This is a genomic window from Enterobacter sp. 61D5, assembly GCF_034107965.1.
GTDB lineage: Bacteria > Pseudomonadota > Gammaproteobacteria > Enterobacterales > Enterobacteriaceae > Enterobacter > Enterobacter cloacae_M.
In genome coordinates this window covers 595,934-608,936 of sequence record NZ_JAWNFK010000006.1, presented here as the reverse complement: position 1 = coordinate 608,936, position 13,003 = coordinate 595,934, and the positions used below count along the sequence as shown (strand labels likewise).

Genomic DNA, 13,003 nt, shown 5'->3' with positions numbered 1-13,003 from the left:
GGTTGCGTTATTTCTTTTGCACCAACCAGGTTGCCGCAGCCGCCAGCGCGCCGATCAGCGGCATTTCGCCCGCTCCGGCCAGGAAGTTATAGCGATCGATTTCGTTATTTTTACGGATATCGGCAAGGCGGGTAAGCGCCTCTTTTTCATCCGCGGCGCCAATCTCCTCAAACTGTTTTTCAAACCCCTGAGCGATGAGCTGAGCGGCCGCATCGGTGTTTGCGCTCTCGATCGCAATGAGGTTCGGGCCTTTTTGGAAAAAACGGTAATCCGGCATAAGTGCTCCAGAAAGAGGAGGATACGGTAAAAACACTCTATTCCTGGCGGTTAAAAAATGCACGTGATTTCCGGGGGAGCAATCAGTTTTTCTTGAGTATTTCAGGCAGCAACTGTTCAATCACGCTGACGACCTTTCTGACGCGCTGCGGAATAAAGCGGGCATCAGGATAGACGGCATAGAGGAAGCGATCGGGTAACCGCCACTCGGGCAGCACCGGTATCAGCGTGCCCGCCTGCAGCGCCCTGGCCACGAGCGGTCGCTGCATGCCGCCGATACCAATCCCTGACTCCAGCGCCTGCAGCAGCGCGTCGCTGGTGTTGGCACGGAAAACGGTATTCACGTTGATCTCAACCGTTTCCTCGTCAGAAATCAGGCGCAGGGGGGCATCCAGCGGAATACCGCTGAACCGTACGTGTGGCAGCGTCGCCAGCTCGCTGACGGCGTGTACCGCCTGAAAACCGGGAGCGGCGAACAGCGCGGCTTCAATACGCGCCAGCACGCGAGCCGCGTGCGCCTGCGGAGGCTCGCTGCTCAGCCGTATCGCGACATCCACGCCTTCCGTCACCAGATCGGCAAGGCGGTCATCCAGGGAAATCATCAGCTGCAGTTCGGGATGCAGGCGCTGTAGCGCCAGCAGATGCGGCAAAATGATCTGCCCCAGGCCGCTCGGCAACTGGACATGGACGCGTCCCTGAACGCGATGATCGGCAGGATGTAAACGCCTTTCCGCTTCCCCCATAGCGTCCAGAACAAGCTGCATATCTCGCCGGTAACGTTCACCCTGTTCGGTCAGCTTCATCGTACGCGTCGTACGGTGCAGCAGCACCACGCCAAGCTCATCCTCAAGCGCCGCGATCTGTTGACTGACGGCGGACTGCTTAATGCCGGTCTGACGGGCGGCCGCTGAAAACGAGCCCGCTTCAGCGACGCGTAGAAAGGTAGAAATGGCGGTGAGCTTATTATTCATTTAATGATTCTGCTTATAAGTGTCATCGGTTTCAGGGGATATCTCCAGAAAAAATAATAGATCACACTGCGTCTGTCACCCTTTCCGGAGAAACACCATGAATAAGATGCAGCAACACAACGTCGCCCTGGTCGCGGGGGCCAGCGGCATTGTCGGCAGACAGCTGGTCAACACGCTCCTGCACCATCAGTGGGAGGTGATTGGCCTCAGTCGCCGCGAGGTAACCCATCCGGACGGCATTCCCGTGGTGAACGTCGATTTACTGGACGCGCAGGATACCGCACGGGCGCTGCACGCCCTGAACGGTGTCACCCACATCTTTTACAGCGCCTGGGCGAACGCGGCGAACTGGACGGACATGGTTGAGCCAAACGTCACCATGCTGCGTAATCTGGTCAGCACCCTCGAAAAAACGGCACCTTTGCAGACGGTAAGCCTGATGCAGGGGTACAAAGTCTATGGTGCGCATCTGGGACCGTTTAAAACCCCGGCGCGGGAAAGCGATCCCGGCGTACCGGGTGCCGAATTTAACGCCGCGCAGCTCGCGTGGCTCAGCCAGTTTCAGCGGGGGAAACGCTGGCACTGGAATGCCATCAGGCCGGGCGTGGTGGGGAGCGCGGTACCGGGTAATGCCATGAACCTTGCGCTCAGCATCGCCCTGTACGCCTCCCTGTGCAAGGCGCTGGGGTTACCGCTGCGTTTTCCCGGTTCGGAACAGGCCTGGCACAGCATCGTTGACCATACCGACGCCGGGCTGCTGGCCGAGGCCACGGTGTGGGCCGCCGCGTCACCTGCGGCACAGAATCAGGCGTTCAACGTAAACAATGGCGATATCTGGCGCTGGAGCGAGCTGTGGCCGCGCATCGCACGCTGGTTTGAACTGGACTCTGCGCCGCCGGTGAGGCTGTCATTTCATCAGCTGTTTAACGACTATCACGGCGTATGGCGCGAGCTTGCCGGGGAAGGGCTGGTAGAAGCGGATATTTTGCAGCTGAGCGACGGCCATTTTGCCGATTTTGTCTTTGGCTGGAATTACGACATGTTTGGTGACGGGAGCAAGCTGCGCAGGACGGGCTTTACGCAAATGCAGGCGACCGATGAGATGTTTTTCAGCCTGTTCGCGCAGCTGAGAGCCGCGCGGATTATTCCCTGATGAGCCTGGGCGTCCTGGTGCAGGCCAGGACGCCGGGTGCTTACTCAACCGTTAACGCATTCACAACCTCGGCCACGCTTTTCACGCTGTGAATATTCCCAATCCCCGTGCCGAGCGCGATATAGCCCTCATCGGTGTTGCCTTCGAGCATGCCCAGACGCGGGCCCCGCAATCCTCCCATCGCCTTGCCCAGCGCGTCGTTGCTTGCGCCTGCTTTATCCATCGCCGCCAGTTTTTCTGCCAGCTTGCCGGGAAGAGAGCGGTAGTAATGGGGCACGGTGCGGAAAAGCAGCAAATCGAGGCCGTTGGCGGCAACGATTTTCTCTTTGACGCCCTGCGGCACGCGGCTTTCTTCCGTGCTGATAAACACTGAACCGGCAAACACGCCTTCCGCGCCCAATGCATGCGCTGCTCTGGCGGTGCGGTTATCGGTAATGCCGCCCGCGGCCATCACCGGAATGTGCTTCACGGCATCGGCAATCAGCGGCACGATGGAAAAGGTGCCAAGCGCCGTTGCGGGTAACGTTCCACCCTCATCAAAACCGGTGGCGACGATAATGTCAGCTCCCATTTCTTCTGCGAGGCGGGTGTTCTCCGGCGTTGGGTTGATGTCGCGATAGATAATGGCGATACCCGCCTCTTTTAACTCACGGAACAGGGCGGGAATAATGCTGCCTTCCCCGTAGCCCGTATACACCACGGCCCTGACGCCTTCGTCTTTCACCACCTGAAGAATAGGCCCAGTCCAGACGTCATTAACGGCCGTGGGGATCAGGTTCACGCCAAAGGGTTTCTCGGTCAGCCGTTTGGTTTTACGAATTTCTTCGCGCATTTTTTCGGCGGTATCTTCCGGCGTGGAGACCGCGGTGTCGGCGGTTAAACCGGCATTGGGCCCCAGCACGCCGAGCCCTCCGGCATTGCTGACCGCAGCAACTAAACGGGCATCCGTGAGCCAGGATAACGGCCCCTGAATAACAGGTTTTTCGATGCCCAGGATCTGACAAATACGGTTATTTTTCATAGCGGACTCTCCCTTACGTTTGAATGGGGAAGAGTGTAGGGCGCAGGATTGTTAGGAAAAATAGCCAAAAACATTCATCACTGTTATAAAATTAATAACAATCATATTATCCTGCTCGCGGCAAAAGCATTCCTTATGCAAATAAACCTCTTTGAATCTATTCGAATTTTTATTGAAATTGTTGAGTCAGGCAGTCTTAGCCAGGCGGCGGAGAATCTGCAGGTCCATCGTCCGGCGGTCACCAAAGCGTTACAGCTTCTGGAGCAGCACAGCGGCACCCGGCTACTGCAGCGCACAACGCGTCGGATTAGCCTGACGCCGGATGGGGAAGCGTTTTATCGCCGGAGTAAACCCCTGCTGGCGCAGGCGGACGAATTACTGGAGTCGTTTGGTACGGACCGGGCAATACACGGCCAGCTGCGTGTGGATATGCCGGTCTCTTTTGCCACGCAGCGGGTGATACCCAATCTGCCTGATTTTTATCGTCAGCATCCTGAGATCGACATCATTCTGAGCAGCTCTGACCGCCGTCGGGATATGCTGCGGGATGGCCTGGACTGCGTGCTGCGGGTGGGGGAGCTGGACGACGGCGAGTATATCGCACGTAAAATCGGAAACATCAAAATCACGACCTGCGCCAGCCCGGCCTGGCTGGCAAAACACGGTACGCCAGAAGCGCCGGATGATTTATACAAACATCAGGCCATCAACTGGATTAATAACAGCAGCAGACAAATTCATCCGTGGACGTTTACCACGCCAGAAGGCATCGCGGAAATTACCCTGCCCGGTAAGCTTGTCGTGGATAACTCAGAGGCCTACATCGCGGCAGGCCTTGCCGGGCTGGGGTTAATGCAGGGGATGAATCTCTTTCTCCAGCCTTACATTGACCGCGGTCTTCTGGTTGAAGTCCTGCCGGACTATCGCTCGCCGGACCGCAAGCTGTCACTGCTCTATCCACACCGCCACCTCTCCCGCAAGGTGCGGGTATTTACCGAATGGCTGGAGAGTCTGGTGTGAAAACAGCCAGCTCGTGACACAGCGTGCCAATCTGCTCCACGGCGTTCAGCAGGCGTGGCGTGGGTTCGTTTGCGCAGTTCAGCCGCAGAAAGTGCGTTAACTCCGCGGCAGGGGAAAACAGGGGGCCAGGGCTGACGCCAATACCCAGCGCCAGCGCGCGACGGTGCACCTCCAGCGCGTTGACCCGCTGAGGCAGTTCAACCCACAGCAGGAAACCGGCAGCGGGTACGCTAACGCGCGTACCGGGCGGAAAGCTCGCCTTGACCTGCGCCACGACGGCGCGAACGCCCTCTGCAATCCGGCGCTTCAGCCGCCGCAGATGGCGATCGTAGTCGCCGCTCGCCAGAACGTCGCTCGTCGCCGCTTCCAGCAGCGGGGCGCCAGCCCATTCTCCGGCCATGCGCGCCTGTAAGACCTGTGGGGAGTAGCGTCCGGCGGCGATCCAGCCGATTCGCCATCCGGGCGCAAGCGTTTTGGACAGGGAACTGCAGTAAATCACATTCCCGCTCTGGTCGAACGCCTTGCAGGCCGGAGGGCGTTGCCCCTCGCCGACCAGGTCACCGTAAACATCGTCCTCAATTAAAGGAATTTCAGCCTCTTCAAGCAGGGCAACCAGTTCCTGCTTGCGCGCGACGGGCATGCTGGCACCCAAAGGATTTTGCACCGTGGGCGAGGCCAGAACGGCCGCTGGGCGGTGGCAGCGAATAGCGTCCGCCAGCGGTTCCAGCAGCAGGCCTTCCACAGGGTCGGTGGGGATCGCTAAAGCCTTCAGGCCTAAATCCTCCAGCAGCAGGAGCGTACCAAAGTAGGCTGGCTGCTCAATCGCCACGACATCACCCGGCTGGCACACGGCCCGAAGGGCCAGGCGCAGCGCCTGCGTCGCGCCTGCGGTAATAATGAGATCGTCCGCGCCGAACCGGGCTCCCCACTGGGCAGAGCGCGCGGCAATCTTGCTTCGCAAATCCCGCCTTCCCGGAGGCAGGCTGTAGCTCTGTCCATGCGCGTCCAGACGACGGCCCGCAGAGTGCAACGCCCGCTGCAGCGCATCTCCCGGCAGCCACGCGGGATCGGGCAGGGCGGCGCCCAGCGGGATCAGCCGGGCTTCTGCACTGCTGAACAGCGACCGGGCCACGGCGGACATGGTAACGGGGACCGGGCCCGGCGTGGAACACGCGGGCTCTACGCGCGGTGGCAGGCTGGTCTGGCGGATGTAATAGCCTGAACGCGGGCGCGCAACGATCAGCCCCTCAGCCTCAAGACAGCGGAGGGCCTCCAGCGCCGTCGGAAGGCTAACGCGCTCGCGTTCGGCCAGTTTGCGCGCGGAGATCATCCTGTCACCGGCGCGCAGCGCGCCGGACGTAATGGTAAGACGCAGCATATCCGCAATACGGCGATAGTGAGGAGAGGACTGGGACGGGGCAGACATGGGTAACTGTTCAGGCTAATTTTCGATAAAACTGACTATACAGCCAATGATGCGCGCCATCTATAGTGTCCGGCATGTTCAGGACAAGGAGGCATTATGCAAAGCGATAACTTCAACATTTCGACCTATTTCAAACGCATAAACTATACCGGACCGGCGGGTGCCGATACGGCCACCCTGCATGCGCTGATGCGCCAGCAGCTCTTTTCCGTTCCCTTTGAAAATCTGGACGTACAGGCGGGCAAAGTTGTCTCGCTGGCGCCAGACGATATCGCCGATAAGGTGTTAACGCAGGGGCGCGGCGGCTACTGCTATGAGGTAAACGGGCTTTTTGCCATGGCGCTGGAGGCGTTAGGGATCCCTTACCGCTTCGTAGCGGCGCGCCCGATGTTCTACCCCGCACGGCGGCCGAAAACCCACATGGCGATCGTTGCTGAGGTAGATAGCCGACAGTGGCTTTGCGACCTCGGGTTCGGCAGCTACGGTATTCGTGCGCCGATGGCGCTGGACACGCTTGATGTTGAGATCGCACAGGATTTCGACACGTTCCGACTGAGCCGCAGCGCGGAGGGTGAGTATTTGCTTGAGGCGAAGGTTGAGGGAGAGTGGGTCCGGCAGTACGGCTTTGATCTCACCCCTCAGGAATGGATTGATTTCGTTCCGGCCAACTACCTTAACTCCACGCACCCGGATGCCATCTTTGTGCAGAAGCGGGTGGTGGTGCAGCACAGCCCGGAGGGACGCCAGATTTTGCTGGGCGATGTGCTGAAAACCATCACGGCGAACGGCACTGAAACGCGGAAACTGGCGGAGGATGAAATCCGCCATGTTCTGAAAGACCGTTTTGCGCTGACCGCCGCGTAATCTGCCGGGAAACGGTGGAGCCTCAGCGCAGTCCGTCTTCTGCGGCGTTGCGCTGAGCGCCCCACTGTAACAGCAGGCTAAACGACGCGGGTAACACGGTCAGCGTCACCAGCGTCGCGACCAGCAGCCCGCCGATAATGGCATAGGCCATTGGCCCCCAGAAGACCTGATGAGAGATCGGGAACATGCCCAGGATGGCGGCGCAGGCGGTCAGACAGATGGGTCTGGCCCGGTGTTCCGCGGCCGCCATAATTGCGGCATCGTTTGCCATCCCCTGAGCAAGATTGCTGTCAACCTCGCTAATCAGTATCACCGCGTTGCGCACGATCATCCCCGCCAGGGCGATGACGCCCAGCAGCGCGACAAACCCCATTGGCGTGCAGCCGGGAAGCATAGCCAGCACGATCCCCGGCAAGCCAAACGGGGCCATCAGGAGGGCCAGCAGCATACGGGAATATCGCCGCAGCTGAAGCATCAGCAGCAACAGCATGAGGACCAGCGTTACCGGAATAACGGTAAAAACGGAGCTGTTCCCCTTGTCCGATTCGGCAACCGCGCCGCCCTCTTCAATGCTGTAACCAGCGGGCAGGCTCGCGTGCAGCTTGTCGACCGCCGGACGAAGCGCCGCGGATACCGCTTCAGCCTTCAGCCCCGGGGCAAGGTCCGTTTGCACCGTGATAAAGGGCACCCGCTGGCGACGCCAGATGACCGGATCGTCCACGCCCCAGACCGGCGTCGCGACGGCGCTGAGCGGAATTTTTTTACCGTCATTCCCCTGAATCGTGAGCGAGGAGAGGGTGGCGGTGCTGTGACGTGCATCGTCCGTGGCCCGCAGCACAACGTCGACAAGGCGGTCATTATCCCTGATGGAGGTAACAACGCTGCCGGACCAGACGGTGTTCAGCGTGCGGGCGAGGCTTTCTGACGATATTCCCGCCGCCCTGGCCGCCGTCTGATTCACCTTAAGGGTGATGACCCTCTCCGGCTCTCCGGCCGTCTGGTTAACGTCGCGTGAGAACGGGGACCGGCCAATCGCGTCCGTGAGACGGTTCGCCAACGCCCGGACCCGCAGATAATCAGGCCCGCTCACCCGGTATTTGATGGGCCAGCCGACGGGCGGCCCCAGCTCAAGGGGCGACACGCGCGTGATGATGTCGCTAAACTGCGTCGCCAGAAGCCTGTTGAGCTGCGCATGCAGACGATCTCGCGCCTCAAGATCCTTAGCCACCACGACCATCTGGGCGATATTTTCATTTTCCAGCAGCACGTCCATCGGCAGGTAAAAACGGATGGCGCCCGACCCGACGTACGTCGAATAGCGATCGATGTTGCCGTTGCCGGCCAGCGCCTTTTCCAGCTTTTCCACCTCTCTTAGCGTTTCCGGCTGCGACGCGTTGGCCGGAAGCGTCAGGCTGACCAGCAGCTCTGGCCGATCCGAGGCGGGGAAAAACTCGCCCTGCATAAACGTCGTGCCGTACGCTGACAGCCCCAGCGCGGAAAGGGCGAACAGCACGGTAGCGACTCGGTGGCGCAGCGCCAGGCGTAAAAGACGTCCGTACCCGCGCGCGATCCTGCCGGGTCCCGCCGCGTGATGTCTGACTTTTTCCGGCAGCAGCCACGTGCCCGTCAGCGGCGAAAACAGGATCGCGACGGCCCAGGAGCAGAGCAGGGCAATGAGCACCACCGCAAAGAGGGAAAAACAGTATTCACCGGCGCTGGAGGCCGCAAAACCAACGGGAATAAAGCCGGCAATCATCACCAGAGTACCGGTGAGCATCGGGAAAGCCGTCGTTTTGAACGCATGGGTGGCCGCGTGCCGACGGGAATCCCCCGCTTCCAGCCGGGATACCATCGTTTCGACGGCGATCATCGCGTCATCCACCAGCAGGCCCAGGGCAATGATCAGCGCCCCGAGCGAGATACGCTGAAGGCCAATACCTGCGAGCATCATGCCGGCAAACGTCATGGCGAGCACCAGCGGAATGGCCGTCGCCACCACCAGTCCGGCCCGTAACCCCAGCGAGACAAATGAAACCGCCAGCACGATAACAACGGCTTCGATAAGCACCCGGATAAATCCGCTTACCGCGTCACTGACCACCGCTGACTGATCGGCAACTTTCACCATCTCGATACCGTGCGGCAGCCCGGCGCTGAGGGCCGCCATTCTGGCATTCAGCGCAGCGCCGAAACGCAGCATGTTGCCCGTTGGCGCCATCGACACCGCCAGCCCGATAGCCGGCTTGCCGTTCACCCGGTAGGCCGGGGCCGGTGGCTCGGCGATTTCCCGGGTGACGGTGGCAATGTCGGTCAGCGGAATATAGCGATTATTCACGTGCAGCGTGACGGCGCGTAAGCTCTCTTCGGTCGTGAGCGCCCCGCTGACCTTTATCGCCATGTTCTCTTTTTCGGTACGCATCGTTCCTGCCGGGACAACGGCGTTTTGCGACCGGAGGGCGTCCGCAACCTCCTGAATATCGAGCCCCATCCCGGCCAGGCGCGCGGGAGAAAAGGCGAGAACCCACTGCTCCTGCTGTTCGCCCAGCAGGGTGGTTTTGCCTATATCCGGCAGGGACATCAGCTCGCGCCGTATTGTCTCTGCGCGATCCCGCACCTCCCGCAGGGTGAAACCTTCGGGAATAAAGGCGTAAATTGTGCCGAACGTATCGTCAAACTCGTCGTCCACGGCAGGGCCCTGCACCCCTTCAGGCAGGGACGGCGCGATGTCCTGCATTTTTTTGCGAACCTGATACCAGATGTCCGGCACGCTCTGCGGGGGCGTATCGTCACGGAGGTTGACGTGGATAACGGTGCGTCCGGCCCGAGTTTCACTTTCGAGATAGTCCAGCCAGGGCGTTTCCTGCAGCTTTTTTTCAAGCGTATCGGTGAGCAGGCGGGTGGTATTCGCCACGGAGGCTCCCGGCCACTGCGCGGAGACGACGGCCGTTTTAATGGTGAAAGCCGGATCTTCGTTACGCGGCAGCTTCTCATAGCAAAACACGCCCATCGCAATCACCAGCAGCATGAAAAAGCTGACCATCTGCTGGTTCTTCAGCGCCCAGGCTGAGAGGTTAAATTTGGCTTCCGGTCCTGTGTTCATGGCTGAACCTCTCCGGCAACCACCGGCTCGCCGGATCGTAATGTGCTCACGCCCGCCGTAATCACCCTGTCGCCCGGCTCAAGGCCGGAGGCAATCATGACGGAGGTGGCCGTATAGCTCGCGGGCACCACCGCGCGCAGCTGCGCCCGCGACTGCGGGGTAATCACAAAAACGGCCGGTTTGTCGCCGACGCGGGTCAGTGCCGACGCGGGGAGGGTGTAGCCGCGCGGGGCTGACGATGGCAACGTGACGGTAACGCTGGCGCCCAGCGCCATGGCCGCCGGCGGGTTTTGCAGAGTGGCCCTGACGCGCCAGGTGCGGGTCTGAGGATCGGCCTGCGGGGTGATGTCCCGCAGCGCGGCAGACGCCTGTACCGACGGGGCGCTGAGGAGTGAAACCTGCAAAACCGCCTTATCCAGAGGCGGGATCGCATCCGGAGTGGCAATATCAAACGCCACGTCGCGGGCTTCACCCGTTGCCAGCGTCAGCACGGACTGACCGTCGCTGACAACCTGCCCCGCAGAAGCGTTCACGGCGGTGATGACGCCCGCCTGCGGCGCGATCAGGCGCGTCCAGCCGAGGCTTTCGCGGGCATTTCGCCACGCGGCCTCGCTGCTTTTTAAGCGAGCGCGGGCGACAAGCCAGTCCGCACGGGCGCTGTCGAGCTGCGTGCGGGCTATCGCGCCCGTTGGCATGAGCTTTTGCATTCGACTGACGTTAAGCGCGGCGACCTGCGCCGAGGCTTTGGCACCTTCATAGTCGGCCGCCGCGCCGTCGAGCTGGTTTTTCCCGGTCATATTGTCAAGCGTGGCCAGCAGCTGTCCGGCAGTGACCCGGTCGCCAATATCAACGCTGCGCGTCAGTATCCGGCCCCCGGTCCGAAAGCTCAGGGTCGTTTCATCGTGGGCATGGATCTCACCGGTTCTTTCCAGCGCGGGAAGGGTCTGGGCGGTGCCAACGACGACGTAGCGTACCGCTCGCGCAGGGGCGGGCTTATTTTCGTGTTTATCACCGCAGCCGGTCAGCGGAAAAATCGCCAGCGCAAGCAGAGCCAGGGGAAGAAAGTGCAGCCAGGAAAGGGTGCGCGCCACGCCGTACAAATGATGCAGGCAGTGGCGGAGGGAGAGAAAAAATTCGTCTGACATAACGCCGCTCCATAAAGGGAATGGCGTTATTAAATGCGCGCTACGTCGAGAAAGATTCGATGTTCTGTCAAGGCTTTATCAAGAGTGAAGATTTTCATTACCGGACGGGTGCCAGGGCAATAAAATGCGCACGGCGAGGCCGCCGGTTTCCGGCAATGATGCGCTAATCTCGCCCCCATGCGCCTCGCAAATCGCCCGGGCGATGGATAAACCGAGGCCGCTGCCGCCGGAATGCCGCGCGCGGGACTGCTCCTCGCGGCTAAAGCGTTTAAACATTTCCGGTAAGAACTGTGGCGAGACGCCCGGCCCGTCATCGGTAAATTCGAGGATGTAATGCCCGCTGGCGTAGTGCAACGCCACCTCAAGGTGGCCGCCCTCGCGCCCGTAACGTAGCGCATTTTCCATAAGGATCGTAACGACCTGTCCAAGACGGAACGCATCGCCTCTGAAGGGGCTGGTACGCGGGTTGCGAAGCGTTATCCGAAAATGATGCGCGTCAGCCTCGGGCATGATCCAGGCAGCCCGCTCCTGAATCAGCTCATCGAGGCAAAACGGCTGGTCCTCCAGCACGAGGTTACCCGCGTCGGCGAGCGACAGAAGGTGAAGCTCATCGGTGAGGCGGTTGAGGTGCTGGAGCTGTTTCATCACCATGCCCAGCTGCGCCGGGCTGGCATCAAACACGCCGTCTAACATGCCCTGCAGACGCCCAATGGCGGCCGTCAGGGGCGAGCGCAGCTCGTGCGCCATCGCGACGTGCGATGCGCGGAGCTCTTTTTCATAGCGGGCGAGTTGCCCCGTCATGGAGTTAAAGTCGGTCGCAAAGCTGACCATTTCAGCCGGCGCATCCTCGATCAGTTCCGCCTGGCGGCCAAACTGCCCGTCGGCGACATCCTTTGCCGCATCGCGAAGGCGGCTGAACTGCAGCGCCAGCGGCCGGGCGTGTTTGAGCCCCATCACCACAATAAACGGGATCATCACCAGCACCAGCAGGGCCACCGTGGCCCAGTCGGCTGAGGCGATAGACGGCGTGGAATAGCTCAGGCCCCACCAGGTGTCCACAATCGAGTGGAAGCGGGCCGGATTGGCCTGCGGGTTCTGGCTGAGCGTCAGAAACTCCTGACGGACCGCCGCTGGCATTTTGCCCATTATCCAGTAGTTCTGAACCGCATAGCGCAGCCACATGCAGGTGGCAATGACGATCACGCTGCCGATAGCCAGCGCTAAGATGCGCGCGCAAATCCAGCGCCACAGAGAGGAGTGCTGATTTTTAATCATGGCTGTCTGAACCTGTAACCCACGCCGCGAACGTTGATCAGCACGCCGGAGATCCCCGCCGCTTCCAGTTTTTTACGCAGGTTATAAATATGGGTGTCCACCACGCGCTCCAGCGCCTCGCTTTCCGGCAAACAGTGCTCCAGTAAATACTGGCGGGAGAACGGGTGCGCCGGAGAACGCAGCAGCGTTGCCAGAAGCGAGAATTCCGTTGGCGTAAGATCGAGCATCACGGGCGCGTCGCCGCCGTTATCCACGCTCGCCACAATGGCGGCCACGTCCACCTCCAGCGTTTGCCAGCGAAGGATCGCCTCGTCAGTCTCTTTTTTACTGCTGCGCCGCAGCACCGCCTGTACCCGAGCAACCACTTCGCCCGGATGATAAGGCTTCACAACGTAATCATCGGCACCGTATCGCAGGGCGCCAATGCGGTCAGGCGTATCCCCCATGGCCGTGACCATGATCACCGGCACATCGCTTTTACGACGCAGGCCAGCCAGCACCTCGGTGCCGTTAAGCCCCGGCAGCATCACGTCCAGCAGTATGAGGTCGGGCTTCCACCGCTGCGCCATATCCAGCCCGGAATGACCGTCTCCGGTAATGGTCACGTCGTAATTTTCCCGCCGTAAATAGGCCTCGAGCACGCCAGCCGCATCGGCGTCATCTTCAATAATCAGCACTCTTCTGGACAACATCCGTTCACCTTGACCATTTCTTAACACTATCCCGACGATTCATTGATTCAGCCAAATCAT

General features: G+C 60.5%; 11 protein-coding genes. 3 read left to right on the top strand and 8 right to left on the bottom strand.

Annotation, left to right across the window (positions count from 1 at the left end; translation table 11 throughout):
* Positions 1–7: 7 nt before the first annotated feature.
* Both UTM25_RS08025 and UTM25_RS08020 read right to left on the bottom strand, forming a co-directional pair.
* Positions 8–277 (bottom strand): hypothetical protein, encoded by a 270-nt coding sequence (locus UTM25_RS08025; protein ID WP_045356947.1) that lies wholly within the window; start codon positions 275–277, stop codon positions 8–10.
* 82 nt (positions 278–359) lie between these two features.
* On the bottom strand, positions 360–1,247 hold the full coding sequence (locus UTM25_RS08020) for a LysR family transcriptional regulator (RefSeq protein WP_194399069.1): 888 nt from the start codon (positions 1,245–1,247) through the stop codon (positions 360–362).
* Between the two features lie 97 nt (positions 1,248–1,344).
* On the opposite strand from UTM25_RS08020, the gene UTM25_RS08015 reads away from it, so the two are divergent.
* Positions 1,345–2,400: an SDR family oxidoreductase gene (locus UTM25_RS08015; protein ID WP_194399070.1), complete on the top strand. Its 1,056-nt coding sequence runs from the start codon at positions 1,345–1,347 to the stop codon at positions 2,398–2,400.
* A gap of 40 nt (positions 2,401–2,440) precedes the next feature.
* Here UTM25_RS08015 and UTM25_RS08010 read toward each other — a convergent pair whose 3' ends face one another.
* A complete protein-coding gene (locus tag UTM25_RS08010) occupies positions 2,441–3,421 on the bottom strand; it encodes an NAD(P)H-dependent flavin oxidoreductase (RefSeq protein ID WP_194399071.1) in 981 nt (326 codons plus the stop codon).
* 135 nt (positions 3,422–3,556) lie between these two features.
* On the opposite strand from UTM25_RS08010, the gene UTM25_RS08005 reads away from it, so the two are divergent.
* Complete coding sequence (locus UTM25_RS08005; RefSeq protein WP_194399072.1) at positions 3,557–4,441, top strand: LysR family transcriptional regulator; 885 nt, start codon at positions 3,557–3,559, stop codon at positions 4,439–4,441.
* Here the strand turns inward: UTM25_RS08005 and UTM25_RS08000 are convergent.
* Positions 4,413–5,867: a PLP-dependent aminotransferase family protein gene (locus tag UTM25_RS08000; protein WP_194399073.1), complete on the bottom strand. Its 1,455-nt coding sequence runs from the start codon at positions 5,865–5,867 to the stop codon at positions 4,413–4,415. The two genes, UTM25_RS08005 and UTM25_RS08000, sit on opposite strands and share 29 nt — an antisense overlap.
* A gap of 96 nt (positions 5,868–5,963) precedes the next feature.
* Between UTM25_RS08000 and UTM25_RS07995 the strand changes: the two genes are divergently transcribed.
* A complete protein-coding gene (locus tag UTM25_RS07995) occupies positions 5,964–6,731 on the top strand; it encodes an arylamine N-acetyltransferase family protein (protein WP_194399074.1) in 768 nt (255 codons plus the stop codon).
* Between the two features lie 22 nt (positions 6,732–6,753).
* Here UTM25_RS07995 and UTM25_RS07990 read toward each other — a convergent pair whose 3' ends face one another.
* The 4 genes from UTM25_RS07990 to UTM25_RS07975 all read right to left on the bottom strand — a co-directional run bounded on the left by UTM25_RS07990 (position 6,754) and on the right by UTM25_RS07975 (position 12,943).
* Positions 6,754–9,831, bottom strand: coding sequence for an efflux RND transporter permease subunit (locus UTM25_RS07990; protein WP_194399075.1), 3,078 nt, complete (start codon positions 9,829–9,831; stop codon positions 6,754–6,756).
* Positions 9,828–10,976: an efflux RND transporter periplasmic adaptor subunit gene (locus UTM25_RS07985; protein WP_194399076.1), complete on the bottom strand. Its 1,149-nt coding sequence runs from the start codon at positions 10,974–10,976 to the stop codon at positions 9,828–9,830. Before UTM25_RS07985 ends, UTM25_RS07990 begins: the two co-directional genes overlap by 4 nt.
* A 78-nt stretch (positions 10,977–11,054) precedes the next feature.
* Positions 11,055–12,251, bottom strand: coding sequence for a sensor histidine kinase (locus UTM25_RS07980; protein WP_167818819.1), 1,197 nt, complete (start codon positions 12,249–12,251; stop codon positions 11,055–11,057).
* Positions 12,248–12,943 (bottom strand): response regulator, encoded by a 696-nt coding sequence (locus UTM25_RS07975; protein ID WP_029739347.1) that lies wholly within the window; start codon positions 12,941–12,943, stop codon positions 12,248–12,250. The genes UTM25_RS07980 and UTM25_RS07975 overlap by 4 nt, the downstream gene beginning before the upstream one ends.
* Positions 12,944–13,003: the final 60 nt, after the last annotated feature.

Bases quoted from the DNA above. Each gene is read 5' to 3' on its own strand.
- UTM25_RS07990 (WP_194399075.1), bottom strand. From the start codon at position 9,831: ATGAACACAGGACCGGAAGCCAAATTTAACCTCTCAGCCTGGGCGCTG.
- UTM25_RS07995 (WP_194399074.1), top strand. From the start codon at position 5,964: ATGCAAAGCGATAACTTCAACATTTCGACCTATTTCAAACGCATAAAC.
- UTM25_RS08020 (WP_194399069.1), bottom strand. From the start codon at position 1,247: ATGAATAATAAGCTCACCGCCATTTCTACCTTTCTACGCGTCGCTGAA.
- UTM25_RS08015 (WP_194399070.1), top strand. From the start codon at position 1,345: ATGAATAAGATGCAGCAACACAACGTCGCCCTGGTCGCGGGGGCCAGC.
- UTM25_RS08010 (WP_194399071.1), bottom strand. From the start codon at position 3,421: ATGAAAAATAACCGTATTTGTCAGATCCTGGGCATCGAAAAACCTGTT.
- UTM25_RS07980 (WP_167818819.1), bottom strand. From the start codon at position 12,251: ATGATTAAAAATCAGCACTCCTCTCTGTGGCGCTGGATTTGCGCGCGC.
- UTM25_RS08000 (WP_194399073.1), bottom strand. From the start codon at position 5,867: ATGTCTGCCCCGTCCCAGTCCTCTCCTCACTATCGCCGTATTGCGGAT.
- UTM25_RS08005 (WP_194399072.1), top strand. From the start codon at position 3,557: ATGCAAATAAACCTCTTTGAATCTATTCGAATTTTTATTGAAATTGTT.
- UTM25_RS07975 (WP_029739347.1), bottom strand. From the start codon at position 12,943: ATGTTGTCCAGAAGAGTGCTGATTATTGAAGATGACGCCGATGCGGCT.
- UTM25_RS07985 (WP_194399076.1), bottom strand. From the start codon at position 10,976: ATGTCAGACGAATTTTTTCTCTCCCTCCGCCACTGCCTGCATCATTTG.
- UTM25_RS08025 (WP_045356947.1), bottom strand. From the start codon at position 277: ATGCCGGATTACCGTTTTTTCCAAAAAGGCCCGAACCTCATTGCGATC.